The following is a 25,608-nucleotide window of genomic DNA, read 5'->3' as shown; positions in this document are numbered from 1 at the left end:
TATCGCGGGTCAACCGCCTGCAAAGCCCGAAAACTTTCCAGCCAGCTTTATTTCAGCGCCCGTTTGGAACTCGCCATGTTCGCAGCTTTGGCCGCATTTGCGGCGCTGTGGCCGCAGTCGTCGGCCAATCCCGCCGTCGCCGCGGCGGTCACCGTTCTCGCCGCCGCGCCACCGCCTTTGCCGGCCACCCGCCTGAATCCGGCGCTTCGGGCCGTCGCCCCGCAACTAACCAATGATGAGTGTGCCGCATGGGTTGCCGCGTTGGCCCAGCCGCTGCTCAAGGCCTCCATCACCGCACCGCGCTGCGTCGCCGCCCTGCTTGGGCAATGCGCCGAGGAAAGCGCCGGCTTCCGCTGCATCGAAGAAGATCTCAATTATACCGCTGGGCGCCTGTGCGCGGTCTGGCCGACCCGGTTCCCGACCCTTGAAGCCGCGGCAGCCTGCGCCGGGCAGCCGGAGGTTCTGGCCAACCGCGTCTACGCCGATCGCATGGGCAATGGCAACGAAGCATCCGGCGACGGTTGGCGCTTCCGCGGCCGTGGCCTGATCCAGATCACCGGCCGCACCGCCTATCAAAACTTCGCCCGGGCGATGAACTTGACCCTGGATCAGGCGGTCGACCATGCCGCGACCCAGGCCGGCGCCGCCGACAGCGCCGCATGGTTCTGGTCCGCGAACCAATTGAACGTGCCGGCGAATGCCTGGTCGATCAACCTGATAACCCAAAAAATCAACGGCGGAACCACTGGCGCGGCGGAACGAGACCGGCTGTGCCAGGCCGCCCTGAACGCCATCGGAGCCTGATATGTTCGCCGTCCTGATCCCATTGGTGCTGAGTCTGGCACCGCAACTTGCCAGCATGATCTTCGGATCGAAGGGCGCCGACGCCACCGCCAAGGCGGCATCCGTGGTCCAGACCGTGGTCGGCGCCGCCGCCGACCTCAGCGCCCCGGGCGGCGCCGCCGCCGCCGTCGCCCACATCCAGGCCAACGAGCAGGCCTCGGCCGATCTCGCCGCCAAACTCGCCGAACTACACCTGCAGATGCAAAAGGATCAGGACGAGGCGACCGAAGCGCTGCAACGCGATGCGCTCGACGACCTGAAGGCGCGCCTCGCCGATACCGGTTCGGCTCGTGAGATGGCGACCGAGTTGGCCAAGACCCATAGCGGTCTGGCTTATGGCAGCGTGATCGTATCGGTGGTGATCGTGGCCGCGTTCGGGGCGACGACCTTCGCCGTGCTGACCGGCCACCTCAGCGCCTCGGATGCACAATTCGGCTCCGTGCTGGTCGGAACCCTGGCCGCCATGGCAACCCAGGTCGCTAACTACTGGCTCGGTTCCAGCCAAGGCAGCAGTGCCAAGAATGTTCTGCTGGCGAACGCTCAGAACAACCTGGCGACCAGCATACCGGGCCATCTGATGAAAACAGGCGGCAAGAACTGATGCCCCCACCGGATCGCCGACCCGCACCCGGTTGAACCCGCTGCCCACCGATGCGAAGCTGCTTCCGCCCACAGCAGGATCGCATCGATGGACCCGACCTTCCTCTCCGCAACCCAACTCGCGGATCTCGTCCGCACCCGCGAAATCGGCGCCCTGGAGCTGCTGGACCACTTCATCACCCGAACCGAAAACCACGATCCGCGCATCAACGCCGTCGTCGTCCGCGATTTCGACCGGGCCCGCACCCGCGCTCGCCAACTAGACTCCCAGTCCGACAAGTCGGCGCCGTTCTTCGGCGTGCCGATGACCGCGAAAGAGAGCTTCGACATCGAGGGGCTGCCCAGCACTCGCGGACACATGGCGGCCAAGGATGCCCCGGTGCGAAAGTCCTCGATCGCCATACGCCGGCTGCAGGCTGCCGGCGCGGTGCTCTTCGGCAAGACCAACGTCCCGGTCGACCTGGCCGACTGGCAGAGCTACAATCCGGTCTACGGCGCCACCGCCAACCCGTGGAACACCGACCACACCCCCGGCGGGTCATCCGGCGGATCGGCCGCGGCGGTCGCCGCCGGACTGACCGGGATGGACATCGGCAGTGACATCGGCGGTTCGATCCGCGTGCCGGCGCACTACTGCGGTATCTACGGCCACAAACCGACCTACGCGCTGCTGCCCAACTACGGCGACCCCACCACCAGCTCGGCCGCTGGAACCGACATCTCGGTCATTGGCCCGATGGCCCGGTCCTCAGCGGACCTCGCAGTCGCCCTCGACATCCTGGCCGGCCCGGACCCTGACGAGACCGCAATGACCATGGTCCTGCCACCCCCGCGCTTCACCAGCCTGAAGGAACTCAGGGTCGCGGTGTGGGCCGAACAACCCGGCCAGGCAACGGACCAGGAAACCACCGCCAGGCTGCTCGAACTCGCCGACGCTTTGCAGCGCGAAGGCGCCACCGTCAGCCGCACCGCCCGCCCGGCCTTCGATGCCACCGAGGCCTATCACCTCTACCTGCGACTTCTGGACGCCGGCTGGAGCGGGCGCAGCACCGAAGACGTCATCGCCAGAAAGCGCCAGCGCGCCGCCGCCCTGGCGGCCGACGACCACAGCGCCGACGCCATCATGATGCGCATGGTCGACGTCACCCACCGCGCATGGCTCGGCCTGAACGAAAAGCGCTTCCAGTGGCGGCGAGCCTGGTCCGCCTTCTTCCGCGAGTGGGACGTGCTGCTGTGTCCGGTAATCGCCACCGCCGCCATGCCGCACCGCCAGGATGGCGAGACCTGGGACCGCAAGATCACCATCGACGGCAAGCAGATCGCCTACAACGACCAGCTGTTCTGGCCCGGCCTGACCGGCGGCTACCACCTGCCCGCAACTGCGGCGCCGATGGGAACCACCAAGGCCGGGCTGCCGCTCGGCGTGCAGATCGTCGGCCCGATTTACGGCGATCGATCGACGATCGAGGCAGCGGCCCTGCTCGAACAGGGCTGGATGGGGTTCAAGCCGCCACCAGGCTGGTGAGGCACTCGTTACTCACGCCGCGACCCGCGCCGTGATCCGGCTCATGCGTGCCAGCAAAATCGCGCTCGCCAGCAGGGCGATCACAGACCCCAGCAAGCAAACCGTAAACGCCCCCCCATCCCCGATCGCCGGCTGAGCCACGAAATAGAGACCGCCGAGCAACGCCACCCCGGCGCCGTTGGCCACCTGCTGCACCGACTTGCCGCCATCAATTGACCGGAGGCATCAGACGTCAGCGATGTAGCCCGGTCGATTACCTCACTGGCGAAATTTCCATTCGCGACCCGATGAACGGCAACCTCAACCGACCGACAGCATGATCTTGCCGATATGCTGGCTCGATTCCATCAAGCGGTGCGCCTCCGCCGCCTGCGCCAGCGGAAACGTCGCGTGGATCACCGGAGCGCACCGCCCGGCATCCAGCGCCGGCCAAACCCGCGATCGCAGTTCGGCAGCGATCGCGCCCTTCTGCGCCGTGCTGCGCGGTCGCATGGTCGACCCCGTTATGGTCAGGCGCCGCATCATGACCTGAACGAAATCGAAGTCCGGCACCTTCGATCCTTGCAGAAAGGCGATCAGCACCAATCGCCCGTCCAGCCCTAGGCTGCGCACATCGCGCGCCAGATACGGGCCGCCGACCATGTCGAGGATCACGTCGACGCCGCGTCCCTCGGTCAGCGCCTTCACTTCGGTAGCGAAATCCTGGCTGCGGTAGTTGATCGCCGCGTCAGCGCCCAGCTTCAGGCAAGCGGCGCATTTTTCGTCCGACCCCGCGGTGACAAAGATACGAGCGCCGAATTCGTGCGCGAACCGGATCGCGGTAATGCCGATGCCACTGCTGCCGCCATGCACCAAAGCGGTCTCGCCCTTCGACAGGCGGCCCAACTGAAACAGGTTCGCCCAAACCGTGAATGACGTCTCCGGCAGTGCCGCCGATCGGGTCGCGTCAAATCCGCGCGGCCAGGGCAGGCACTGGGCTTCCGGAGCGGCACAGTATTCGGCATAGCCGCCGCCATTGGTCAGCGCGCAGACACGGTCTCCAACGGACAACCCGGAAACCTGATCGCCGATCGCCGCCACCTCGCCAGCGACCTCCAGACCCAGGATCGGGCTGGCCCCCGGCGGCGGCGGATACGACCCCTGCCGTTGCGCCACATCCGGCCGATTGACCCCAGCCGCCTGCACCCGGATCAGCACCTCGTCCGGCTTCGGCGCAGGCACCGACGTGGTTGCCAGCCGCAGGACATCGGGCTTCCCCGCACCGTCGGCTTGGACATAGGTCATGCTTTGCGGAACCGCCACGATCAATCCTCCATCATATCCGGTTGGTGAACCTGGTGTTCTGCCCCAGAAGTCCGGCCACATTATGCGGCGCACTTCTGGGATCAGCAGGCCACTGAAATAAAGCGCTAGCATCGCGAGTCTGATGTTCGCCCGATATGACGAACTTCAGACCTGCGACACTAGATGTGCCGCTGGCACATGCAAAGCCAACCATCAGGTGTTTCGATTATCACCTCACCGGGGGTAGGATCAGCCCGCCAGCAAGGCAGAAGAAACGGAGGAAACACCATGCACCCGCATGTTCGAGGCACGTCGCGCCGCGCCATCATCGCCGGAGCCGCCAGCGTCGCCGCCACCGCTGCGGCCAGCGTAGCCGCCACCAAGGCCCGCGCCGAAACCAGGTCCGACAACGTTGCCACCCCACCCAGCGTGATCACCAACCCGCCCAGGCAGTGGGGCCGCTTCGCCCAGCCGGACATCTTCCCCGATCCCGACATCATCGTCGTCGACTCTGCGTTCAAGCAATCCCTGCTGGGCATCACCGCGATCCGCCGGGTCTGGACCGGCTTCAAATGGGCCGAGGGTCCAGCCTGGTCCAGCGAGGGCCAATATCTGGTGTTCAGCGACGTCCAGGCCAACACGCAGTACCGCTACATCTGGGAAACCGGACAGGTCAGCAAGTATCGCAATCCATCATACAACAGCAACGGCAACTCGTTCGACTTCCAGGGCCGCCAGCTCTCCACCCAGGACTTCAACCGTCGCGTCATCCGCTGGGAGCACAACGGCATGATGACCGTCATCGCCGACCAGTTCGAAGGCAAGGGCCTGAATTCGCCCAACGACCTTGTGCCGCATCCCGACGGCAGCATCTGGTTCACCGACCCGCCCTACGGTGACAGCCTCTCCGAGGGACATCCCGACGACTCCGGTGGCTCGACCAACGCCGCCGGCCTTTTCAACCCCGGCATCGGAGCCCCCGACGCCGGTGTCATCGGCGGCCGCAAGCGTGAGCTGCCCAACAGCGTCTATCGCTGGGATCCCAGCGGCCGCCTCGACGTCGTCGTCACCGAGGACCAGCTTCCCGATCCCAACGGGCTGTGCTTCTCGCCCGACTACAAGACGCTCTACATCATCAGCACCGGCAAGGGACCGGGAGACCAAGGTCAGGGCGGCGGCGGCAACGTCTTCGCATTCGACGTGCAGGGACCCAAGCTCGGCGGCATGCGCCGCTTCACCGACATGATGGTCGACGGCGTCAAATGCGGCCCCGACGGCATGCGGGCGGACGTTTCGGGCAATCTCTGGATCAGTTCCAACACCGTCCTCGGCTATGCCGGCGTCGTCGTGTTCACGCCCCAGGGGAAGCAGCTCGGCCGCATCCGCCTGCCCGAGGTGTGCGCCAACCTGGCATTCGGCGGCCCCAAGCGAAACATGCTGTTCATGTGCGCCAGCCAGTCGCTGTACTTGCTCCAGGTGCAAACCCAGGGAGCCGCGCCGGGCTGAAAAAAACAGCCCAGGCTTAACCCTTTTTCAACCTTTTGCCGGTGGAATGTCGGCGCAAGGCGTATGCGAACCGTGACGCGCCAACGTCGCGGCTCGCGTCCCGCCCCACTCTGTCGCCAACCGGAAAGCACCAAGCCTATGCGCCCCTGGATACGAGGCGGCACCATTCGCACCAAGGTGATCCTGTCCTTCGCTATCGTCGGACTGACCACCATCGCGCTCGGTGTATTCGCGATCCAGCGTATGGCCTCGATCGATCAACGCCTCGTCGCCATCGGCCAGAACGCGCTGCCAAGCGTCAAGGCGCTCAGCCGTGTCTCTGTTCTGGCCGAGCGCTACAGGGCCGCCGTGGCATTGCGGTTGATGAGCTACGATGACACCTCCAGGGCCGATATGGACAAACTAATGGCCAACGGCCGAGCCGATGTACACCGGGCGCTGGACGCTTACCGGCCGCTCGCCACCGACAATGAAAAACGCCGGCTGCTGGCCGAGGTCGAAAACAGATGGTCCGCGCTGCTTGGCAACAGTGACAAGATCATCCACCTGGAACGCACCGGCGACCACGCCGGCGCACTTACCCTTCTGTTCACCACCTTCCGCCATCAGATCGTTGACTTCCGCAACGTGCTGGCGGCGGACATCGAGTTCAACGATCGGATCGCCGACCAGGCCGTGATGTCGGGCACGGCGACCTACGCATCGGCGTGGATCTGGGTGACGTTCACCCTGGTCGCGGCTACAATTGTCTGCACATTGGCCGGGTTCTGGCTGGTCGCTGGCGTCTCCGTGCCGATCACCCGTGTAATCGGGGTGATGCGTCGCCTGGCGCGAAACGATACCAACGCCGCGATCTATGGGGCGGAACGCACCGACGAGATCGGCGCCATGGCAGCCGCCCTGCGGGTTTTCAAGCAGAACATGATCCAGGCCGCCGATCTTGCGGCGGCGCAGGCCGCGGAGCAATCGATAAAGCAGATGCACGCCGCCCGCCTGACCGACCTCGTCAAGACATTCGAGAACAAGATCGCTGGCACCGTCGCGGTATTTTCGTCGTCGTCTGCGCATCTGCAGCTAACCGCGCGGTCGATGTCATGCTCCGCGGACGAAACCAATCAGCAGGCTTCGATCGTCGCCGCGGCGGCCGAGACAGCCAGTTCCGGGGTGCAGACCGTGGCCGCCGCGGCCGAACAACTGACCTCGGCGATCGGCGAAATCTCGCAGCAGGTCGCCCGTTCGGCGCGCATCGCCGACCAGGCGGTGGCGGGCGCGCGCCGCACCGACAGCGTTGTCCAAGCGCTGGCGGAAGGTGCGCAGAAGATCGGATTGGTGGTCAATCTGATCGCCGACATCGCCGGCCAGACCAACCTGCTGGCACTGAACGCCACCATCGAGGCCGCTCGCGCCGGGTCCGCCGGCAAGGGTTTCGCGGTCGTCGCCTCCGAGGTCAAAAGCCTGGCCAGCCAGACCGCCAAGGCCACCGGGGAGATCGGCGCTCAAATCGCCGAACTTCGCGCCGCCACCGACGAGGCGGTCCGCGCCATTCGCGACATCGCCGCGACCATCCAGGAGATGGGCTCCATCGCCACAACCATCGCCGCTGCGGTCGAGGAGCAGAGCGCGGCCACCGCCGCGATCGCCAGAACGACCGAGCGAACCGCCGCCAGCACACATGACGTCGCCGTGACGATCGCTGCCGTGACAGGGGCAGCAAACAGCACCGGCCAAACGGCGACCGAGGTGCTGCAGGCCGCCGACAGTTTGGCCCGCCAAGCCAGCACGCTGCGCTCCGAGGTGGACAGCTTCGTGACCGAAGTCCGGGCCGCGTAATTCCAGCTCACCCAGGGCACGCCGCCGCGACCGCTATCGCGTCGCTCGGCGACGGGCGCTCCGGACCGTTCCGTCTGTCACGCCACCTCCTTCTGCACTACCCCCAGCAGCCGAGCCTGCAAGGCCGGATCATCCTCCAGAGCCTTCGCCGTGCCCTCGAACGCCACCCGCCCATTCACCAGCACATAGGCTCGGTCCACCAGCGGCAGAATGGTTTCGGCATGGTGCTCCACGATCACCATCGCGACCCGGCCGCGCAACTGCGCCAGCGCGTCCATCACTTCCTTGACGATGGTCGGCGCCAAGCCCTCGAACGGTTCGTCCAGCAGGATAAGCTTGGCCGGAACCGTCAGGGCACGGCCGATCGCCAGCATCTGGCGTTCCCCACCCGACAGGCTTTCGGCCTTCGACCGCTGCAGCAGCTTCAGTTTCGGGAACAGCGAATAGACATCGTCCAGCGATGCCCCGCCCGGCCGCATCGCCAGCCGCAGATTGTCCAGCACCGTCAGGTTCGGGAACAGCCGCCGTCCCTCGGGCACCAGCGAGACGCCCCTCTGGTTGATCTCGTATGGCCGGATGTTGGTGATCTCGCCGCCGTCCAGCGTGATCCGCCCAGCCGCCGAGCGTACTGTCCCGGTAATGGCGCGCAAGGTGGTGGTCTTGCCGACGCCATTGCGACCCAGCAAGGCAACGGCCTCGCCTTCATGCACCACCAGCGAAAGCTCCTCCAGCACCACGCTGCCCGCGTAGCCGGCACGCAACTTCTCGACCACCAGGACCGGCTTGCCGGCGGCATGCACCACGCGCTCCGCCTCGGTCGGCGACGGCGGCGGAACGATCCGTTCGGCACCCAGATAGGCGGTGACGACGTCGGCATTGGCGGCGACCGATGCCGGGTCGCCATCGGCGATCACCCGGCCCTGGTGCAGTACCGTGATGCGATCCGACAATGCCAGCACGCGATCGATATCGTGCTCGATCAGCAGCACCGCGTGGCTCTCGGCCAGACCGCGTATCAGCCCACCCACCACCACCCGATCAGCCTCCGCGAGCCCCGCTAGCGGCTCGTCCAGCAGCAGCAATTTCGCCTCCGTGGCCAGCGAGATAGCGATCTCCAGCAATCGCCGCTCGCCATGCCCAAGATTGGCGCACGGTTCGGCGGCGCGGTCCTGCAACCCCACCGCGGCCAACAGCGACCAGGTGCGGGCATTCAGGTCCTCATAGCCATAGGCGTCTCGCCAGAGCCCCCAGCGCCGCCTATCCTGGGCCTGCACCGCGACCCGAACGTTCTCGAACGTCGTCAGGTTGGCGAACACGCTAAGAATCTGGAACGAGCGTGACAGCCCCAGGCGAATGCGCCGGTGCAGCGCCAGATCGGTGATGTCGTGCCCATCGAACACGATACGGCCGTCGTTAGGCTTCAGGATGCCGGTCAGCATGTTGAAGAAGGTGGTTTTTCCCGCCCCGTTCGGGCCGATGAAGCTGTGCAGCCGATACGGATAAACCTGCAGATTCAGATCGCTCGCCACCACCAGCGACCCGAACCGCTTGTTCAACCCGGTCACCGTCAGGATCGGCTTCGCCGGATCCAGCTTGGTCCCGCCGGCGCGATAAGGCTCGATCGACTCCGGTCGCGGCGGAATGGCTTTCCGCGTCAGCGTCCAGTCGTTGCGGCGCATCAGCCGAAACACCAGGCCCTGCATGCCCTCGGGCGAGGCCAGCGCGAACAGGATCACGATCGGCGCGAAGATCAGCCACCAGCTTTCTGTCAGGGCCGACAGCCGGTCTTCCAGCAGGATGAACGCAATGGCCCCCCATAACGGGCCGAGGAAGTGGTGCACCCCGCCCAGCACCGCCATCAGCAAGGCATCGCCGGCATGCTGCCAACTCAGGTTGTCGGCGTAGGCGCCGTTCAGCATCAACGCCAGCAGCCCACCGGCATAGCCGACCACACCGCCCATGATTACGAACGCAACGAACTTCAGCAGGAATGTGTTGTAACCCAGGCTCTGCGCCCGCTGTTCGTTGTCGCGCAGCGCCTGCAGCGACCGCCCGAACGGGGAGTGCGCGATCCGCCACAACAGTCCGATGCCCAGGCAGACGGTGATGACGGCGAAAGCGTGAAACGACCACGCGCTGGTGAACAACGGACGCGGCACGTCCTGCAGACCGTTCTCACCGCCGGTCACGGAAGTCCATTTGTAGGCGATCTCGAACGCGATCTGCGAGAATGCCAAGGTCAGCAGTGAGAAATACAGCCCCCGGCGGCGCAGGATTATCAGCGCGATCACCGCCGCCAAAACCAGTGAAAACCCGACACAGAACATCAGCCCGACGATCTCGTTCGGCGCCCCCCTCAGCATAACGAACGCCACCGCGTAACTGGCGCAGCCGAAGAACACCGACGCGCCGAACGGCACCAGCCCGGTATAGCTGACCAGCATGCAGACACCGGCGCCATACAGCGTGTAGATCGCGATCTGAGTGATCAACCCGATCGGCGCGCCGATCAACTGCCACACCCCGGTCAGCGCAAGCAGCACCACGAACACCAGCACGACCGGGTGGCGCAGCGCGGCGCTCATTCGAATCGCTCCCACCGTTCACCCAGAAGTCCGCGCGGCCGTAACAGCAGCATCAGCGCCATGAACAGATACATCACCGCGCCCGACGCCGCGGGATAGAACTGGATGGTCAGGGCGATCACCACGCCGACCAGCAGCCCGGCAATCACCGCGCCGGCGAACGACCCCAGGCCACCGATCGCCACGACAACGAACGCCGGCATGATGGCGTTGGTCGCCATCGATGGCGTGATCGTCCACAATGGCGCCGCCAGCACTCCCGCGATACCCGAGATCGCGCAGCCCAGGCCGAACACCCAGGTCAGCACCCGCGGCAGGTTGATCCCCAGCAGTCCGACCATTTCCGGATCACGCGACCCGGCGCGCAGGATCCGGCCGAACCGCGTTTTCTCCAGGAATAGCCACAGCAACAGCAACACCGCGGCGGTCATCAGCAGCACGCTGAAACGGTATTTGGTGATCAGGATCGGGCCCCAGATCAGGAAGCCGGATAGCAACGGAGGCGGACTGAACGGCTGCCCGATGCCGCCCCAGATCAACCGCACCGAGGCCTCGATCAGCAGCGCCAGGGCAAACGTGACGATCAGGCTAATCAGCGGCTCTTTGTCATACAGCCGCCGGATCAGCAGCCGTTCCGCGACCATACCGATGCCACCAACGACGATCGGCGCCAAGATCACGGCCGGCCAGCCAAAGTACTGATACAGCGTCAGCGCCAGATACGCGCCCAACGTGAAGAACGCACCATGGGCGAAGTTGACGATGCCGAGCAGCCCGAAAATGATCGACAGGCCAATGGCGATAAGCACATAGAGGCCGCCGAGTACCAGCCCGCTGACCACTTGCGACAGAACTATTTCCAGCATGACGCTACCGTCCCGCCAGACGTCGCAAACCCAGGACTGGCCCGCCGATCCATGGGTTCAACCGGCCCACGAACACCGGCCGCGATAGCCCGGCCCGGGCTCGGAACAGCACACGAAGTAACCCCCGGTCCGGCCGCGTTCACCCCATGTTGCAGCCGATTTCCGCCTCGGTACCGAACACCTTGTCGAGCTCGGCAGAATTTGCCGGCAGCGTCGCCTTGACGTCGAAATAGTCCCACTTGTCGGTGATATTGTCCTTCACGCTCACCGCCAGATTTTGCATCAGCATCTGATGGTCGAACTTGCGATAGCTGTAGGACGACTTGCCGGCCTGCACCTTCCAGCCTTCCATCGCCTCGATGATCGCCATCGGCTCGGTCGACTTCGCCGCGTCGATAGAATCGAACACGGAACGAGCGGTAATCCAGCCCATCCATGCCTTATCGGCCGCCGGCTTGCGGTATTTCTTCTGATAGGCGTCGGCGAAAGCCTTTTCTTCCGGTGGATTGTCCGGGTTCTTGTAATACCACAGCGAGGTGTATGTCCCCGTCGCCGCTTCTGGCCCCACCGCCCAGATGTCAGTGTCGCCGATCGCGATCTCCACGAACGGGATCTTGCCCTTCATGCCAAGCTCGTTCCACTGCTTCAGGAAGGTGGACAGATCGCCCCCCGACAGGCCGCCCACCACGACATCCGGCTTGGCCTGCCGGATCTTCAGGATGAACGAACTGAAATCGGCGGTGTTCAACGGCGCCTCATCCGATCCCACCTCGGTGCCCCCGGCCGCCTTCAGCAATGCCCGCGACTGGCGCAGGATGTCCTGGCCGAACGCGTAGGATGCGGTGATGTGATACCAGCGTTTGCCGTACGACAGCGCATAGGGGGTGATCATCCGCTGTTGCACCGCAACCGGCGTGTTCAGCCGGAAAGTATAGCGATTGCAGTTCTTGCCGCTGATCTCGGTCGCCGCCGCATTGTCGCACACGAACGGAACCTTCAACTGCGCCGCCGTCGCCTCCTCGGCCAGGGCGTTGGATGACAGCGACCCGCCAAGGATCGCCACGACCTTGTTCTCCTGCACCAGTTTCTGCATGTTCTGGGTCGCCGCCTGAGGCGTCGGTTCGTCCAGCCAGACCAGTTCGGCCGGCTGTCCCATCAAAGTGTTGTTGCGCTCGTGCATCGCCAGGAACGTGCCGTTGGCCAGATATTCGGTCTGCGCCGCGATCTGCCCGGTCTTGGCCAACAGCACTCCAATCCGGATCGGTTCTGCCGCGCGAGCCACGAACGGCGCCCCCAAAGGCGCCACGACCAGAGGGGAGGCGGCCAGACCGGCCGCACCAAGCAGGGCCTTGCGGCGCGGCAGTGTCAGCCCGGTCTTTGCAGACGTCATCCTTCGTTCCCCCGTGCTTTCTTCTATTCAGCAGGCTGCCGGGATCAAATAGCCCGGCTCCGTTACCCAGGCAACTCGGTCTTTGGCGCCGCGCTCCGCCGCTGCGCCTGCGCCGCCATGCGCACCGCAGCGTTCGCCGCCCAGTATTGCTGCTAGCCGCCGATCCGCTGCACGATCTCGAAGAAGAACCGGTTGTCGAACGCATCGGTATAGGCGTGCAGGAACTCACCGCCGTCGTCGCGGTCAAATAGCACATTGTTTGCGCGGAACGATTCCACCCGCTCGTCCAACCACCAGCGCGCCGCGATATCCTCATAGTAATTCTTGCAATCGGCAGGAAACGCGCCCAACGCGCGCTGAACTGCCGCAGCGCTTGCAAGATGTCGGTGCGGGCCATCGCGATGTGCTGCACCCACCAGCAGCAACTCCGCGCCAAGTTGAGCCATCACGTCGAACTTGCGCTCCGCGGTCCATGTTGCGCGCGCTGCGGTTGCGGCATCGCCTCCGAAGACGCGAAACGGCTGCAAGCAGGTGATCTTCAGCCGCAGACTCTCTGTCAGGTAACGCACGTCCACCGGGGACCCCCTCGAACGTCAGCGGGTCGTTTCAAAAATTTCGACGCCGTCAAAGTCGATCGTCGCGGCCGCTTCCATCTTCTCGGTCAGCGTGCTGCTGAAGGAGACCATGGCGAGATTTCGCCAGGGACATCTCATCAGCCATCAGATGTCCATGAACACCGTCTCGCCGTCGCCCTGCAGCCTGATGTCCAACCGCCAGGCATCGGCCGCCACCTGGCGCGCGATCAGACTGCGCCGAGCCGCCTCATCCTCGATCAGCGACAACACCGGGTCGGTCTCGTTCAACCGCTCATCCTGAAAATACAGCCGTGTCGTCAGTGCCTTCAGCAACCCGCGGGCAAAGATCGAGATCGCCACGTGCGGCGCCTGCAAGGCATTCCCCAAGCCGGCAACCGGGCCCGGCTTTAACGTCGTGAACCGAAATGACCCGCCGCCGTCAGTGCGGCAGCGGCCAAATCCAGGGAACCTGTCGGACGCCTCCGGGCTGGTCTGCCAGATCTCGATCGCCGCGTCGGTAACCGTGGCGCCGGCGCCATCGAACACCGTCCCGGTCAGCACGACCCTTTCGCCCGCGGCGCCGAACCGGGTCAGGTCGGCCCAGGCAGGATCTTCGATCAGGTGCCAGAACGGACCGATCGTCTGACTAGCCGTCGCCACCGTCATCTCAACCCCGTTCGGTCGGCGTCGCGCCGCGACCACGCAGCACGAAATCGAAACGGTAGCCCAGCGCCCATTCCGGCGCCGTGATGTCGATGTCGAACGCCGCCACCAGCCGTTCCCGCGCCGCCGGATCAGGCACCGACAGGTAAACCGGGTCCAGCGCCAGCAGCGGATCACCAGGAAAATACATCTGGGTAATCACCCGCTGCGCAAACCCGCTGCCGAACAGCGAATAATGGATATGGTTCGGCCGCCAAGCATTGTGGTGGTTGCGCCAGGGATACGCCCCCGGCTTGATCGAGGTGAACTGGTACCAGCCATCCGCATCCGAGAATACCCGGCCGCCGCCCCGGAAATTCGGATCCAGCGGCGCATCGTGCTGATCGCCGGGATGGTCGTAACGGCCCCCGGCATTCGCCTGCCAAATTTCGATCATGCTATGCGGCACCGGCCGGTCATCCTCGTCCACCACCCGCCCGCGGACGATGATCCGCTCGCCCTGCGCCGGCGTGCCGTTCACCACCGACAAATCCGCTATCGACCCGAACCGAGCTGGATCGAACCGCGGACCGGTGGTCTCGGTCACGGTCTGTGGAATCCTCAGCGCCGGCCGCTCCGGATGGCGCCGATGCGTGCTGGCGTAAGACTGGGTGTCGTTCGCCGGCTGGGTGCCCGCCGCGATCGGTCGGAACGGCGCGGTCTCGGTCGTCATGCGTGCCTCCTGCTGCGGTGTCATCCCGAGCAATTCAAACTCAACCTTCCCTGGCCGATCGCCCAGGCCGCCACTCTGGCTACGGAGGCGGTGACCTTTTGTCCGCCAACCGACCCACGCACTATCGACCCGTTTCCGCGCCTGAGGCAATTGGCGGCAAACCATGCAGCCATGCTATCCGATCGGCCTCATCGGATCCGGCATCCAGGCCTCGCTCAGTCCGGCGATGCCCTAAAGAAAGCCGACGTTGCGCGCCGCCGCGCGGGCAAAACGCTGTCGGCTACTGCACGGCGGTGTTGCAGGCAGCGGAGCCGTTCCGCCTGTCCACCGGAGCCGAGCCGCCACCCGATCGATACCGGCACACTTCGATCGCCTGGCCGCTCGCCCATGGCGCGGATCCCGTTCAGATAGCTCGGCTGAACGGTCAAGATGCGCCCAAAAAACGATTTGCGGGGTCCGGCCGCCGCTTTCCCCTCCGATGCTCGACCGCGATAGCCGTTGACACGATCGTCGTTCGGCCTAACTTGCATGATGCAATCAAGTAGGCCGGCAACCATCCCATGACCATGATCGCCACGACGGCCACGGACCCGCAACGGCCGCCGCTCAGTCCCCGCACCGCCAAACTGCTGCATGGCGCCATCGTGCCGACCCTCCTCGGCATGGCCTGGCCCAACATCCTGGTGATGTCGGCCCAGGCCTCGACCGGACTGATCGAGACCTGGTGGCTCTCCCATCTCGGCACCGACGCGCTGACCGGGATGGCGCTGGTGTTCCCCGGCTTCATGATGATGCAGATGATCTCGGGCGGCGCCATGGGTGGAGGCATCTCCTCGGCCATCGCGCGCGCCCTCGGCGGCGGCCGGCGCCAGGACGCCGACGCGCTGGTCTGGCACGCCATCCTGATCAACGGCGCGCTGGGACTGTTTTTCTCGGTCCTGGTGCTGACCTGCGGACACCCGCTCTACGCCGCCATGGGCGGCCGAGGCGGGTCGCTGCAGGCGGCCATGCTGTATTCCAACCTGGTGTTCGGCGGCAACGTGCTGGTCTGGCTGATGAACGCCCTGGCCAGCGTGATCCGAGGCACCGGCAACATGTTCGTCCCCGCGATGGCGATCTGCCTCGGCGTGGTTCTGCTGGTGCCGCTGTCCCCGGCGCTGATCTTCGGCTTTGGCCCGATCCCGGCGATGGGCATCCAGGGCGGCGCCGCCGCCGTGCTGCTGACCACCACGCTGACCGCGATGATCCTGGCCTGGTACATCCTCGCCGGACGCAGCGTCGTGCGGCCGCGCTGGTCCGGGCTGCAGCGGCGGATGCTGGCCGACATCCTCCGGGTCGGAGTCGTCGGGTCGATCAGCACCCTGCAGACCAGCCTGACGATCCTGCTGACCACCGCCCTGGTCGGCGCCGCGGCGGGACCCGACGGCGTCGCCGGCTACGGCACTGGCGGCCGATTGGAATATCTGCTGATCCCGGTGGTCTTCGGCTTCGGCGGCCCGTTGGTCGCCCTGGTCGGCACCAATATCGGCGCCGGCCAGCCCGACCGCGCGCTGCGCATCGCCCTGACCGGAGCCGCGCTGGCGTTCCTGCTCACCGAGGCCCTCGGCATCGCTGCCTCAATCTGGCCCTACGCCTGGCTCGGCCTGTTCGGCGCCGATCCCCAGATGCTGCGGATCGGCGCCGCCTACCTGCGCACCGTCGGCCCGGCATACGGCTTCTTCGGCCTCGGCCTGTCGCTGTACTTTTCCTCGCAGGGAGCCGGACGCCTGCTCTGGCCGCTGCTCGCCGGACTCTGCCGGATGCTGGTCGCGGTCGGCGGCGGCGCACTGGCGCTGCACCTGACCGGGTCACTGCAATGGCTGTTCGGCTGCCTGGCGCTGGCACTGGTGCTCTACGGCGCGATCCTCGCCGCCGCGGTGCACTCAGGCGTCTGGTTCCGCGCCAACCGGCAAAAGCCCGAACCCCAGCAAGCCGACCGCCCGACGGCCGCGGCGCCGTGCCTGACCACCACCGTCCCGACCTGACCGCAACACGCCCGCACCACCTTAACGGCGCCCAACCCGACCGCCATGTCCTGCTGCCAGTCTAACCTGCTGCCAGTCTAACCTGCTGCCAGCCCAAGGAGCATGACATGGCAAAACCGAGACCAGAAGTTACCGCCGAATTCCAGCGCGGCTGGGACGCCGCGCTGCTCGCGGTGCGCGATTGGCACGTGGCGAAAGCAAAGCAGGCCCTGGTACAGTCCAGGCGAACCCGCTTTCCGAAAACCCTGGAACGCGAATCAGAGGTCCACAAGCTCTCCGCCGAGTTGATCCTGACACTCAGCCCAACCGACGTCTGACACCCACTTCATTCCGCCGCTATCTAGGCTGCGGCCCGTCATATCCCTCGATGACCAGCACGTCCGCTTCCGACCGCCCCTCCCGCAACGCCTTCGCCGCCATGTATTCGGCGGAGTGATAGCACGCCACCGCGGTCTCATAGTCCTTGAACTCCAGCACCACGTTGCGCGACCGAGCGGTCCCTTCCGGCGCCTCGAACCGCCCGCCACGCACGATGAAACGTGCGCCGTAGCGTCGGAACGCCGCTTCATTCGCCGCGACATATTGCTGGTAACCGGCCGGATCACTGACATCGACCCGCGCCACCCAGTATCCCTTGGCCATGCCGCCTCCTACAGACAACGATCACCCTGAACGCGAATCGTCCAGTCAAACCAACTACGAACGCGGCTGGTCGCCCAGCATCTTGGCCAACACCGGCTCCATCGCCTTCGCCATCAGCACCTGACCCTCGGCGGTCGGATGCAGCGGCGGGTCGGGCGGCGTCAGCCTTGGATCGAGAAACAGATCTCGGTTCAACACGCCATTACGCATGAACAATGCCGTCAGATCGAGATACGATACCGATGGGTCGTCCCCACACCTGGCCGCCAACATCCGGTTGATTCGCACCGTCGTCTCGCTGATCCACGCCGACCGCTCGGACGGCAATACACCCAGCAACAGGATCTTGGTTCGCGGCAAGCGCTTGTGCAACTCATCCAGGATCGCGCCGATGCCGGCGACGGTATCTTCCGCCGACCAATGCACGCGCCCCAGGTTGTTCGCCCCGATCAGCACAACGGCGGCCTTGGGCGCGATCCCGGCAACCTCCCCATTGCGCATGCGCCAAAGCAGGCTGGCGGTCGTGTCGCCCTTGAACCCCAGGTTGACGGCCCGCCGGTCACCATAGAACCGGCGCCATTGCGGGGCGAAATCCCGCCACGCCGGAGGACCCGACAACTCCCAGTCCTGGGTGATCGAATCACCCAGGAAAATCAGCTTGGGTTTGCTCTGCGCCAACTCGCCAAGCTTCGCCTCATGGCGTTGCCGCCACCAGGCCAGATCGGTCCGCGCGATCGGCGTGGCCGCCAGCACCGTGCGTTCGCGAGCGAAAGCCGGACATGCCACCAAAATTGCGAGACCGACTAGAACCCGGCGCCGGAACGCCAGATCCGGCCGTCTCGCGATCCGACCCCGAGGATGCGTCAACTCAGCCGTTCAACCGTCAGGTTGCAAGGTGGCGGCGATTCCAGGCGTTCCGCCGAAGCTGCCAGCCGCGCAACCGGCGCGGACGCAGCAGCGGCAGGATCAGCGTGAGCCCGACGCCCCACATGAAGCAGGCGGCGGCCGACCGCAGCATCGCCGCCGATTGCCAGCCGAATGCCGCCGGATGCCCCGCCAGCGGACGGACCACGAACCAGCCCATCACCCCGGCGAACGCGCCCGCAAGCAACGCCTTGGCGGCGGTCGGCCAAGGCAGCCGAGGTGCCAGCAAGGCAAACAATCCGCCATACACCGCGCCCCAAAAGGTGATGCTGACCACCATGGGCGCGTTGAACGGCGGCACGACGGCAAACCGAAACGCCGCCTGCGGCGCCAAACCCGCCCAGAAAAACAACTGCAACGTCGTCTGGTGGAACACCAGCACGGCAACCGCGCCGGCGATGCAGCCCAGGAATATCCGCATCGGCAAATGCGTCATTGTCTCCCACTCCACAAAGAGTGTTCTCAGATGGTCCAACATGTTCCGTGCGGCCGCGCTCCGTCAATCCTGCGCTGCAGCAAGTGCATAGGCGCTTGGATCGCACGAAGTCCATAGGTGCGCCGCTGCAACTGTCCTCACGCCGCCCGCCCAAGTTTCCGCTGGACAGCGCGCGAACCCGCGCCTATACGCGCGCCTCTTTGGAACGCGGGAGACTGCTGGGCCGCCGCATCGCGGCCCAAGTCGCTGACACCGCGGTCCCTCGGATAAGGACCAGGGATCACATGGCGAAAAAAATCGTCGGCTACATCAAGTTGCAGATTCCGGCCGGCAAGGCCAATCCGTCGCCGCCGGTGGGACCCGCGCTGGGCCAGCGCGGCCTCAACATCATGGCCTTCGTGAAGGAGTTCAACGCCTTCACCCAGCAGATGGAACCCGGGATGCCGATCCCGGTGGTCATCACCGCCTACGCCGACCGCAGCTTCACCTTTATCACCAAGACCCCGCCCAACACCTACTTCCTGAAGAAGGCCGCCGGCATCACCAAGGGCAGCCAGACCGTAGGCAAAGGTGCCTCCGCCGGTCGGGTGACCACCAGCCAACTGCGAGAGATCGCCGCTACCAAGATGAAGGACATGAACGCCAACGACATCGACGGCGCGGTTCGCATGCTGACCGGTTCCGCCCGCTCGATGGGCCTCACCGTGGTGGAGGGCTGATCCATGGCCAAGAATAAGCGTCTCGCCACGGCCGTGAAGGCGGTCGACAGCAACAAGGCTTACCCGCTGGCCGATGCGATCGCGCTGGTGAAGTCCATTTCCAAGGCCAAATTCGACGAAACCGTGGAAATGTCGATGAATCTCGGCATCGACCCGCGCCACGCCGACCAGATGGTCCGCGGCCTGACCAACCTGCCCAACGGCACCGGCAAGACCGTGCGCGTCGGCGTCTTCGCCCGCGGCCCCAAGGCTGAGGAAGCGCTCGCCGCCGGGGCCGACGTGGTCGGCGCCGACGACCTGATGGAAAAGGTACAGGCCGGCGAGATCAACTTCGACCGCTGCATCGCCACGCCAGACATGATGGGCATCGTCGGCCGCCTGGGTAAGATCCTCGGCCCCCGCGGCCTGATGCCGAATCCGCGCCTCGGCACCGTCACCATGGACGTCAAGGGCGCGGTCACCGCCGCCAAGGGCGGCCAAGTCGAGTTCCGCGCCGAAAAGGCCGGCATCATTCACGCCGGCATCGGCAAGGTATCGTTCGACGCCGACAAACTGCTGGAGAACGCCAAGGCCCTCGCCGACGCCATCGTCAAGGCCAAGCCGACCGGTGCCAAGGGAACCTATCTGCAGAAAGTATCGGTCAGCTCGACCATGGGACCCGGCGTGCGGGTCGATCTGGCCTCGCTGACCGTTTGAATACGTCCGGCTTTCCAGGGGCATCCTGGTAGACCGGGCGGGCAGGGGGGTCGTCCTCGGCTCAATCCGAGGATCCGCCTCCCGATCCTGTCCAAGACCGCACGTCTCTGAGCACCGGTTCGCCGGACCAGATTTAATGGACCCTCGGGTCCGCGCGCGGCAGATGGGAATGCCAGGACTCGCGGGAGTGCCGCGTGGTCTTTGGTGGTTCCAGGACAGGCGAACCAGGGCGTTCGACACACGTCGGATGCCCTTTGGGCAACCTGACCCGCTATCCGCCGCGCGCGGACCAGCGGGTCGAACGGAGACGAAACGTGGACCGTACGGAGAAGCGCGAATTCGTCACCGGGCTCAATCAGGCACTGGTCGCCACCTCGATGATCGTCGTCACCCGCAACGCGGGTCTCACGGTCGCCGAAGTGACCGATCTCAGGCGCAAGATGGGAGCCGCGGGGGCAACTTATAAAGTCGCGAAGAACCGGCTCACCACACGTGCTCTGGATGGAACCCCGTTCGACGGTATCAGAGCCATGCTGAAGGGACCGATCGCGCTCGCTTGGGCGACCGACCCGGTGGCAGTGGCAAAGACAGCCGTCGAGTTCGCCAAGACCAACGAGAAGTTCGTGCTCGTCGGCGGCTCGCTTGGATCGCAGATGCTCAATGCAGATGGGATCAGGGCGCTCGCCGAACTGCCGAGCCTGGATGCACTGCGAGCGAGGCTGGTCGGCATGATCGCCACCCCGGCTACCCGCATCGCCGGCATCCTGCAAGCTCCGGCCGGACAACTCGCCAGGGTCTTCGGGGCCTTCGCCCAGAGCGCTGAGGTGACCGGTGAGGTCGAGGCCGAGGCTGCCTGACGCCCCAATCCAATCCGGGCGGGGCAGCCCAAGACGCATACCTGACCGCCGGAAGCATCATCCGGCTTGCATGGAACCAACCAAAGTCTAGATAATAGGAACATACGACATGGCTGATCTACAAAACCTGGTTGAAGAGCTGTCCAAACTGACGGTTCTTGAAGCCGCTGAACTGTCCAAACTCCTTGAGGAGAAATGGGGGGTGTCGGCGGCTGCCCCGGTTGCCGCCGCCGCCGCGCCGGCCGCCGCCGCTGCCGCCGCTCCGGTGGAGGAACAGACCGAATTCACCGTCATCCTGGCCAAGGCCGGAGACAAGAAGATCAACGTGATCAAGGAAGTCCGCACCATTACCGGGCTCGGACTGAAGGAAGCCAAGGATCTGGTGGAAGCTGCGCCGAAACCGGTCAAGGAATCGGTCGGCAAGGACGAGGTGGCGAAGATCAAGAAAATGTTGGAAGATGCCGGCGCGAGCGTGGAGGTGAAGTAACGCCCCGCTGCACGAAATCGCCTCGGCTTGGCGTCTCCGCCGAGACGCCCAGGCCTTTGAACCAGGGACGGGGGGAAATCAGCCGATTTCCGCCCGCATTCCTGTTGCGGAATAGAATTTCTCCCATGCCTTCCGGGCTGACCGGCGGCAGGACGATCAGACTAAACGGTAAGGTGGGTCATCGATGAACGCGATCACACGGTCCTTCACTGGGCGTAAGCGCATCCGCAAAAGCTTCGGCCGGATCCCCGAGGTGGCGCCGATGCCGAACCTGATTGATGTCCAGCGCGCCAGCTACGAAGCGTTTCTGCAGATGAACGTGCGCCCGGACAGCCGTACACAATCCGGGCTGCAAGAGGTCTTCAAATCTGTGTTCCCGATCGACGACTTCGCCGGCCGCGGCCGCCTCGAATTCGTCTATTACGAGCTTGAGGAGCCAAAATACGACGTCGAGGAGTGCATCCAGCGCGGCATGACCTTCGCCGCGCCGTTAAAAGTGATCCTGCGCCTCATCGTGTGGGACGTCGATGAGGACACCGGCGCCCGCTCGATCCGCGACATCAAGGAACAGCCCGTCTACATGGGCGACATGCCGCTGATGACCGACAACGGCACCTTCATCATCAATGGCACCGAACGCGTCATCGTCTCCCAGATGCACCGCTCGCCCGGCGTGTTCTTCGACCACGACAAGGGCAAGACCCACTCGTCCGGCAAATACCTGTTCGCCGCCCGCGTCATCCCCTATCGCGGCTCCTGGCTCGATTTCGAGTTCGACAGCAAGGACCTGGTCTACGTCCGCATCGACCGCAAGCGGAAGCTGCCGGTCACCACCCTGCTGTACGCCCTGGAGTCCGCCGCGACCGGGCAGTTGCGCGCCGCGCGGGACGCCAAAAGCGAACCGCTGGATCCGACCGAAATCCGCGGCATGGACCAGGAGGAAATCCTCTCCCAGTTCTACGGCAAGGTGGTGTTCGACCACACCGCGAAAGGCTGGGCCCGCCCGTTCGACCCCGACGCGTTCCGCGGCCTCAAGCTGCTGGAGCCGCTGGTCGACGCCGCCTCCGGTGAGGTCGTCGCCGAAGCCGACGCCAAGCTGACCGCCCGCCAGGCCCGCCGCATCGCCGAAAAAACCAAGGAAGTATTGGTCGGCCGCGCCGATCTGCTCGGCCGCTACATGGCCGAGGACCTGGTCAACGCCGAAACCGGCGAAATCTTCGCCGAGGCCGGTGAGGAACTCGCCGAAGCCCGCCTGGCCGCGCTGGAGGAAGCCGGAATCACCTCGCTGCCGACGCTGGCGGTCGATCAGTCCAACGGCCCGTGGATCCGCAACACACTCGCGGTCGACAAGAACACCAACCGCGACGACGCGCTGATCGACATCTACCGCGTCATGCGCCCCGGCGAGCCGCCCACCCCGGAAACCGCCGAGGCCCTGTTCCGCGGCCTGTTCTTCGACGGCGACCGCTATGACTTGTCCGCCGTCGGCCGGGTCAAGATGAACATGCGCCTGGCCATCGAGGACGCCCCCGACACCCAGCGCGTGCTGCGCAAGGACGACCTGCTCAAGACCGTCAAGACGTTGTGCGACCTGAAGGACGGCCGCGGCCAGATCGACGACATCGACAATCTCGGCAACCGCCGCGTCCGCTCGGTCGGCGAATTGATGGAGAACCAGTACCGCATCGGCCTGCTGCGCATGGAGCGCGCGATCCGCGAGCGCATGGGTTCGGTCGATATCGACACCGTCATGCCGCACGACCTGATCAACGCCAAGCCGGCCGCGGCCGCGGTGCGGGAGTTCTTCGGCTCCTCCCAGCTCAGCCAGTTCATGGACCAGACCAACCCGCTGTCCGAGGTGACCCACAAGCGCCGCCTCTCCGCGCTCGGCCCGGGCGGCCTGACCCGAGAGCGCGCCGGCTTCGAGGTGCGCGACGTACACCCCACCCATTACGGCCGCATCTGCCCGATCGAGACCCCCGAAGGCCCCAATATCGGCCTGATCAACTCGCTGGCGACCTACGCCAAGGTCAACAAGTACGGCTTCATCGAGACCCCGTACATGCTGGTCAAGGACGGCACCGTGCAGCCCGGCCCGCGCTATTTGTCGGCGATGGAGGAAGAACGCCTCGTCGTTGCCCAGGCCGACGCACCGATGGATACCGGGGGCAAGTTCACCCAGGACCTGGTGTCGGTGCGCAAGCAGGGCGACTTCCGCCTGGTGAGGCCCGAAGACGTCACCGCGATCGACGTCTCGCCGAAGCAGTTGGTCTCCGTCGCCGCGGCGCTGATCCCGTTCCTGGAGAACGACGACGCCAACCGCGCACTGATGGGCTCCAACATGCAGCGCCAGGCGGTGCCACTGATCCGCGCCGACGCACCGCTGGTCGGCACCGGCATGGAAGCCGCTGTGGCGCGTGACTCGGGTGCCACCATCATCGCCCGCCGCCCCGGCATCGTCGACCAGATCGACGGCGCGCGCATCGTGGTGCGCGCCACCAACGAGGATGCGACGACCAAGGGCGTCGACATCTATCGCCTGCGCAAATTCATGCGCTCCAACCAGTCCACCTGCATCAACCAGCGCCCGCTGGTGAAGGTCGGCGACCGCGTCTACGAAGGCGACATCATCGCCGACGGCCCGTCCACCGAACTCGGTGAGCTGGCACTCGGACGCAACGTGCTGGTCGCGTTCATGCCGTGGAACGGCTACAACTTCGAAGACAGTATCCTGATCAGCGAACGCATTGCCCGCGACGATGTGTTCACCTCGATCCATATCGAGGAATTCGAGGTCATGGCCCGCGATACCAAGCTGGGTCAGGAGGAAATCACCCGCGACATCCCGAACGTCGGTGAGGAAGCGCTGAAGAACCTCGACGAAGCCGGCATCGTCTACATCGGCGCCGAGGTCAATCCGGGCGACATCCTGGTCGGCAAGGTGACGCCAAAGGGCGAAAGCCCGATGACGCCGGAAGAAAAACTGCTCCGCGCCATCTTCGGCGAAAAAGCCTCCGACGTGCGCGACACCTCCTTGAAGCTGCCGCCCGGCGTCACCGGCACCATCGTCGATGTCCGCGTGTTCAGCCGCCGCGGCGTCGACAAGGACGAACGCGCGATGGCCATCGAACGCGCCGAAATCGAACGCCTCGCCAAGGACCGTGACGACGAAAAGGCGATCCAGGAACGCTCCTTCCTGAACCGGTTGCGCGAGAAACTACTCGGCCGCAAAGCCTCCGGCGGCTTCAAGGGCATCAAGTCCGGCACCGAGATCGACGAGGCCGTGCTGGCGGAACATCCGCGCGGCGCTTGGCGCCATATCGGCGTGCAGGACGACGCGGTGATGGCCGACATCGAAACCCTCAAACGCGAATACGATGCCGCGGTCGGCCGTCTGCAGGCCCGCTTCGACAGCAAGGTCGAAAAGCTGCAGCGCGGCGATGAACTGCCGCCCGGCGTGATGAAGATGGTTAAGGTCTTCATCGCGGTGAAGCGCAAGCTGCAGCCCGGCGACAAGATGGCCGGCCGCCACGGCAACAAGGGCGTCGTCTCCCGCGTCGTCCCGGTCGAGGACATGCCGTTCCTGGAAGACGGCACCTCGGTCGATCTGGTGCTCAACCCGCTCGGCGTGCCGTCGCGCATGAATGTCGGCCAGATCCTGGAGACCCATCTCGGCTGGGCCTGCGCCAACCTCGGCAAGCAGATCGGCGAGCTGGTCGAGGAATACCGCCGCACCGGCGCCCAGCGCGACGCCCTGCTGGAAATGTTGAAGGAGATCTACGGCGACGCGGTCTACAGCCAGCAAATCGCCACCCTGGACACCGCGCAGTTGATCGAGATGTGCGAGAACCTGAAGAAAGGCATCCCGATCGCCACCCCGGTGTTCGACGGCGCCCGCATGGGCGATATCGAGGGCATGCTGACCCGCGCCGGTCTGCAAACCTCGGGTCAGGTCCTGCTGACCGACGGCCGCACCGGCGAAACCTTCGAACGCAAGGTCACGGTGGGCTTCATCTACATGCTGAAGCTGCACCACCTGGTCGACGACAAGATCCACGCCCGCTCGATCGGACCTTACTCCCTAGTCACCCAGCAACCGCTGGGAGGCAAGGCCCAATTCGGCGGCCAGCGCTTCGGCGAAATGGAGGTTTGGGCGCTGGAAGCCTACGGCGCCGCCTACACGCTGCAGGAGATGCTGACCGTGAAGTCTGACGACGTGTCTGGACGGACAAAAGTCTACGAAGCCATCGTCCGCGAACAGGATAACTTCGAAGCCGGCATCCCCGAAAGCTTCAACGTTCTGGTAAAGGAACTAAAATCGCTCGGCCTGAACGTTGATCTGGACAACCGCGCCGCTTGACCCTCTCCGCGTCATGGCCGGGCTTGGCCCGGCCACCCACGTCTTGCCGTGGCGCAACCCGCAAAGTCGTGGGCGACCGGGCCA

At 65.2% G+C, this 25,608-nt stretch carries 23 protein-coding genes; 12 read left to right on the top strand and 11 right to left on the bottom strand.

What is annotated here, in order from left to right; all coding sequences use genetic code 11:
• Positions 1 to 75 precede the first annotated feature (75 nt).
• The 3 genes from ACQY4T_RS17305 (at position 76) to ACQY4T_RS17295 (ending at position 2,968) form a co-directional block, all read left to right on the top strand.
• Positions 76 to 804: a glycoside hydrolase family 19 protein gene (locus ACQY4T_RS17305; protein ID WP_428533160.1), complete on the top strand. Its 729-nt coding sequence runs from the start codon at positions 76 to 78 to the stop codon at positions 802 to 804.
• A 1-nt stretch (position 805) separates the two neighbouring features.
• Positions 806 to 1,444 carry a hypothetical protein gene (locus ACQY4T_RS17300; RefSeq protein ID WP_428533157.1) on the top strand — a complete coding sequence of 213 codons (639 nt, stop codon included), beginning with the start codon at positions 806 to 808 and terminating at the stop codon, positions 1,442 to 1,444.
• Positions 1,445 to 1,531: 87 nt separating this feature from the next.
• Positions 1,532 to 2,968 carry an amidase gene (locus ACQY4T_RS17295; protein ID WP_428533154.1) on the top strand — a complete coding sequence of 479 codons (1,437 nt, stop codon included), beginning with the start codon at positions 1,532 to 1,534 and terminating at the stop codon, positions 2,966 to 2,968.
• A gap of 12 nt (positions 2,969 to 2,980) precedes the next feature.
• On the opposite strand, the gene ACQY4T_RS17290 is transcribed toward ACQY4T_RS17295, so the two are convergent.
• Positions 2,981 to 3,163 (bottom strand): hypothetical protein, encoded by a 183-nt coding sequence (locus ACQY4T_RS17290; RefSeq protein ID WP_428533151.1) that lies wholly within the window; start codon positions 3,161 to 3,163, stop codon positions 2,981 to 2,983.
• A gap of 105 nt (positions 3,164 to 3,268) precedes the next feature.
• Entirely contained in the window at positions 3,269 to 4,270 is a 1,002-nt protein-coding gene (locus tag ACQY4T_RS17285; RefSeq protein WP_428533148.1) for an NAD(P)H-quinone oxidoreductase, read from the bottom strand.
• A 270-nt stretch (positions 4,271 to 4,540) separates the two neighbouring features.
• Between ACQY4T_RS17285 and ACQY4T_RS17280 the strand changes: the two genes are divergently transcribed.
• Positions 4,541 to 5,758, top strand: coding sequence for an SMP-30/gluconolactonase/LRE family protein (locus ACQY4T_RS17280; protein ID WP_428533145.1), 1,218 nt, complete (start codon positions 4,541 to 4,543; stop codon positions 5,756 to 5,758).
• A 138-nt stretch (positions 5,759 to 5,896) separates the two neighbouring features.
• Complete coding sequence (locus tag ACQY4T_RS17275) at positions 5,897 to 7,588, top strand: methyl-accepting chemotaxis protein (protein ID WP_428533142.1); 1,692 nt, start codon at positions 5,897 to 5,899, stop codon at positions 7,586 to 7,588.
• A 77-nt stretch (positions 7,589 to 7,665) separates the two neighbouring features.
• Here the strand turns inward: ACQY4T_RS17275 and ACQY4T_RS17270 are convergent, their stop codons facing one another.
• From ACQY4T_RS17270 to pcaH, 6 genes are all read right to left on the bottom strand, one after another.
• Positions 7,666 to 10,173 carry an ATP-binding cassette domain-containing protein gene (locus ACQY4T_RS17270; protein WP_428533139.1) on the bottom strand — a complete coding sequence of 836 codons (2,508 nt, stop codon included), beginning with the start codon at positions 10,171 to 10,173 and terminating at the stop codon, positions 7,666 to 7,668.
• The gene (locus ACQY4T_RS17265; RefSeq protein WP_428533136.1) at positions 10,170 to 11,039 is read right to left on the bottom strand and encodes a branched-chain amino acid ABC transporter permease; all 870 of its coding nucleotides are present in this window, start codon (positions 11,037 to 11,039) and stop codon (positions 10,170 to 10,172) included. The genes ACQY4T_RS17270 and ACQY4T_RS17265 overlap by 4 nt, the downstream gene beginning before the upstream one ends.
• A gap of 139 nt (positions 11,040 to 11,178) precedes the next feature.
• The gene (locus ACQY4T_RS17260) at positions 11,179 to 12,429 is read right to left on the bottom strand and encodes an ABC transporter substrate-binding protein (RefSeq protein WP_428533133.1); all 1,251 of its coding nucleotides are present in this window, start codon (positions 12,427 to 12,429) and stop codon (positions 11,179 to 11,181) included.
• A 152-nt stretch (positions 12,430 to 12,581) separates the two neighbouring features.
• A complete protein-coding gene (locus ACQY4T_RS17255; RefSeq protein WP_428533131.1) occupies positions 12,582 to 13,004 on the bottom strand; it encodes a hypothetical protein in 423 nt (140 codons plus the stop codon).
• A gap of 144 nt (positions 13,005 to 13,148) precedes the next feature.
• On the bottom strand, positions 13,149 to 13,670 hold the full coding sequence (gene pcaG, locus ACQY4T_RS17250; RefSeq protein ID WP_428533128.1) for a protocatechuate 3,4-dioxygenase subunit alpha: 522 nt from the start codon (positions 13,668 to 13,670) through the stop codon (positions 13,149 to 13,151).
• Position 13,671: 1 nt separating this feature from the next.
• On the bottom strand, positions 13,672 to 14,379 hold the full coding sequence (pcaH, locus tag ACQY4T_RS17245) for a protocatechuate 3,4-dioxygenase subunit beta (protein ID WP_428533125.1): 708 nt from the start codon (positions 14,377 to 14,379) through the stop codon (positions 13,672 to 13,674).
• 560 nt (positions 14,380 to 14,939) lie between these two features.
• Between pcaH and ACQY4T_RS17240 the strand changes: the two genes are divergently transcribed.
• The gene (locus ACQY4T_RS17240) at positions 14,940 to 16,403 is read left to right on the top strand and encodes an MATE family efflux transporter (RefSeq protein ID WP_428533122.1); all 1,464 of its coding nucleotides are present in this window, start codon (positions 14,940 to 14,942) and stop codon (positions 16,401 to 16,403) included.
• A gap of 107 nt (positions 16,404 to 16,510) precedes the next feature.
• Positions 16,511 to 16,720, top strand: a complete 210-nt coding sequence (locus ACQY4T_RS17235) for a hypothetical protein (RefSeq protein ID WP_428533119.1) — start codon at positions 16,511 to 16,513, stop codon at positions 16,718 to 16,720.
• Between the two features lie 19 nt (positions 16,721 to 16,739).
• On the opposite strand, the gene ACQY4T_RS17230 is transcribed toward ACQY4T_RS17235, so the two are convergent.
• From ACQY4T_RS17230 to ACQY4T_RS17220, 3 genes are all read right to left on the bottom strand, one after another.
• Positions 16,740 to 17,045, bottom strand: a complete 306-nt coding sequence (locus ACQY4T_RS17230) for a DUF1330 domain-containing protein (RefSeq protein ID WP_428533116.1) — start codon at positions 17,043 to 17,045, stop codon at positions 16,740 to 16,742.
• 54 nt (positions 17,046 to 17,099) lie between these two features.
• Positions 17,100 to 17,798, bottom strand: coding sequence for a GDSL-type esterase/lipase family protein (locus ACQY4T_RS17225; protein ID WP_428533113.1), 699 nt, complete (start codon positions 17,796 to 17,798; stop codon positions 17,100 to 17,102).
• Positions 17,799 to 17,928: 130 nt separating this feature from the next.
• The gene (locus tag ACQY4T_RS17220; protein WP_428533111.1) at positions 17,929 to 18,405 is read right to left on the bottom strand and encodes a hypothetical protein; all 477 of its coding nucleotides are present in this window, start codon (positions 18,403 to 18,405) and stop codon (positions 17,929 to 17,931) included.
• 284 nt (positions 18,406 to 18,689) lie between these two features.
• Between ACQY4T_RS17220 and rplK the strand changes: the two genes are divergently transcribed.
• The 5 genes from rplK to rpoB all read left to right on the top strand — a co-directional run bounded on the left by rplK (position 18,690) and on the right by rpoB (position 25,524).
• Positions 18,690 to 19,124 (top strand): 50S ribosomal protein L11, encoded by a 435-nt coding sequence (gene rplK, locus ACQY4T_RS17215; protein ID WP_428533109.1) that lies wholly within the window; start codon positions 18,690 to 18,692, stop codon positions 19,122 to 19,124.
• Between the two features lie 3 nt (positions 19,125 to 19,127).
• A complete protein-coding gene (rplA, locus tag ACQY4T_RS17210; RefSeq protein WP_428533107.1) occupies positions 19,128 to 19,820 on the top strand; it encodes a 50S ribosomal protein L1 in 693 nt (230 codons plus the stop codon).
• A 314-nt stretch (positions 19,821 to 20,134) separates the two neighbouring features.
• Positions 20,135 to 20,677 (top strand): 50S ribosomal protein L10, encoded by a 543-nt coding sequence (gene rplJ, locus ACQY4T_RS17205; RefSeq protein ID WP_428542947.1) that lies wholly within the window; start codon positions 20,135 to 20,137, stop codon positions 20,675 to 20,677.
• A gap of 109 nt (positions 20,678 to 20,786) precedes the next feature.
• Entirely contained in the window at positions 20,787 to 21,164 is a 378-nt protein-coding gene (rplL, locus tag ACQY4T_RS17200; RefSeq protein ID WP_428533105.1) for a 50S ribosomal protein L7/L12, read from the top strand.
• Positions 21,165 to 21,348: 184 nt separating this feature from the next.
• Positions 21,349 to 25,524 (top strand): DNA-directed RNA polymerase subunit beta, encoded by a 4,176-nt coding sequence (gene rpoB, locus ACQY4T_RS17195; protein WP_428533103.1) that lies wholly within the window; start codon positions 21,349 to 21,351, stop codon positions 25,522 to 25,524.
• Positions 25,525 to 25,608: the final 84 nt, after the last annotated feature.

The sequence above is a fragment of the Rhodopila sp. genome (genome assembly GCF_965277825.1).
GTDB lineage: Bacteria > Pseudomonadota > Alphaproteobacteria > Acetobacterales > Acetobacteraceae > Rhodopila.
Note: the sequence above shows the minus strand (reverse complement) of the source record. Positions and strands in the feature narration are given on the sequence as shown.